The organism is Paraburkholderia sp. NMBU_R16 (assembly GCF_013282575.1).
Lineage (GTDB): Bacteria > Pseudomonadota > Gammaproteobacteria > Burkholderiales > Burkholderiaceae > Trinickia.
The window spans coordinates 1-1,587 of sequence record NZ_JAAAYE010000188.1; the positions used below are offsets into that span (position 1 = coordinate 1).

General features: G+C 57.1%; 2 protein-coding genes. One reads left to right on the forward strand and one right to left on the reverse strand.

Annotated elements, in window-relative coordinates:
* Window positions 1–1,095 precede the first annotated feature (1,095 nt).
* The gene (locus GWC77_RS27685) at window positions 1,096–1,458 is read left to right on the forward strand and encodes a hypothetical protein (RefSeq protein ID WP_173262669.1); all 363 of its coding nucleotides are present in this window, start codon (window positions 1,096–1,098) and stop codon (window positions 1,456–1,458) included.
* A gap of 9 nt (window positions 1,459–1,467) precedes the next feature.
* Here GWC77_RS27685 and GWC77_RS27690 read toward each other — a convergent pair.
* The coding region (locus tag GWC77_RS27690) for an IS4 family transposase (RefSeq protein WP_173262672.1) at window positions 1,468–1,587 on the reverse strand (120 nt) is incomplete at its 5' end.

Consider the following 1,587-nt stretch of genomic DNA (forward strand, 5'->3'; position numbering starts at 1 on the left):
TTGCCGCATTCTGCCGCCACCAGCCATACCTCAGCTTGTCGATTCAGAGCGCCTCAAGGGTTCGCTGCGCCGGGCTTACGCCCGCCCTTGACCCGCTAACATCACCCACTCGGAATTCAAAAGAGGCAAATTTATAGATGAAGTGAGGGAAATACAGGAGGTCGCGCGGCAATTTGGTGCGAGCCTCGACCACGATGACGCACGCCTCGCACGCGTAAGCGAAGCGATAGCTCACGCAGATGCGGCAAAAAGAACGATCGCTACATGTTCCACCCGGTCGGACGCGCAACGGACCGCTTTCATCGCCTCGATGGCATTTTTGAGCGCCGTCGGGGTGGTGTTAGGGGCGATCGGGCCATCGGTTGGCAATGCGTGGCTCTCCAATCTCAATCATCGGGCTGCCATCTTTGGCGCGAGCTCATCAGTTCTGGCATTCGCTAATTCCGCGCGCCTTGTGGGAGATACGCAGCCAGGCGACGGGTGGCCGGCGCGAGTGTTGGAGAGGGGTACCGATCAAAAAGGCAATTCGACGAATGGCTGGGTAAAACATTGGCTTCGATCGGTCGGATTTCTTCTCGGCGAGTTAGTCTTGCCAGCTTTCCACGGTCTTCTCCGAGATGGCGAACCGGGATGCGGGACAGCGGCCTGATGCACCGGCGGGCGGTCTGCCGTCACCGTATACGATCCGAAACGTAATGGACGCATTGCGAGCCACTTGCTCTGTTCTCTGCGTAGCTTATGGTCTTGGTAAAGTTGTGCCGTCATACACCTGGCTCGGTGCGGGTGTCAGTCAACTTGCCGGTATTGTGCCGGCCGCAGTCGAACTGCTCCGCTGAGCTCCACGATCACAACGGGATGTCCGATCCGGCGTGCATCGCCAGTCGCCTTCGGTGTCGCCAGAACGGAGGCATTTGCGCCGTGAAGCGGCCAAGTGCCGGCAGGCGCGGCTCAAGTAGCCCTGCGAGCGTGGTGCGGCCCGGTTTGCTTCAATAGGGACCCTTGCGTACGTACTCAAGCGAGTTCCAGCCCTCGTCCACCCCGACAACCGGACTTCGTGTGCCGGAGGCCTTTTTCGGGATAACGGAAAGCAGCACAGTGTTGTTGCTGACAATGAAAGCAACAAAGGCTTTATTGTTATCGATGATCATGAAGCTAAGCAAATCACAGTTCAATCTGGATCTGCTCATCGCAATTCCCTTTGGGACGGATTATGCCGAACTCACTGAGCTTGTTTTAAATTCGCAAATGAGCATTTACCGGGACCTTGTCAGGGTCGGCGCTATGCACTTATACCTGGAAGGCTTCTCACCCGTGGCAGCAGCGTTGTTCAAAACAATGCGCCCTTCCTGTGACGAGGAGAGTGTACTTCGAACGGCAGAACACTCCATTCAACGTGGGAGGTCGCTTTCTCCCAAGGAAACGGCGTTATTTCTCGAGTTCGAAGCGGTGCCGGTCTAAGTCATTCCATTACGCACAAGTCTGCTGCTCGAGCTCACGCGCGTATCTGATACCAGCAGCAAAATCCACCACGCGCTGCATGCCTAGCCAGATGGTCTTGACGCCAGGCTCGCCGTCGCCTTTGCGGGC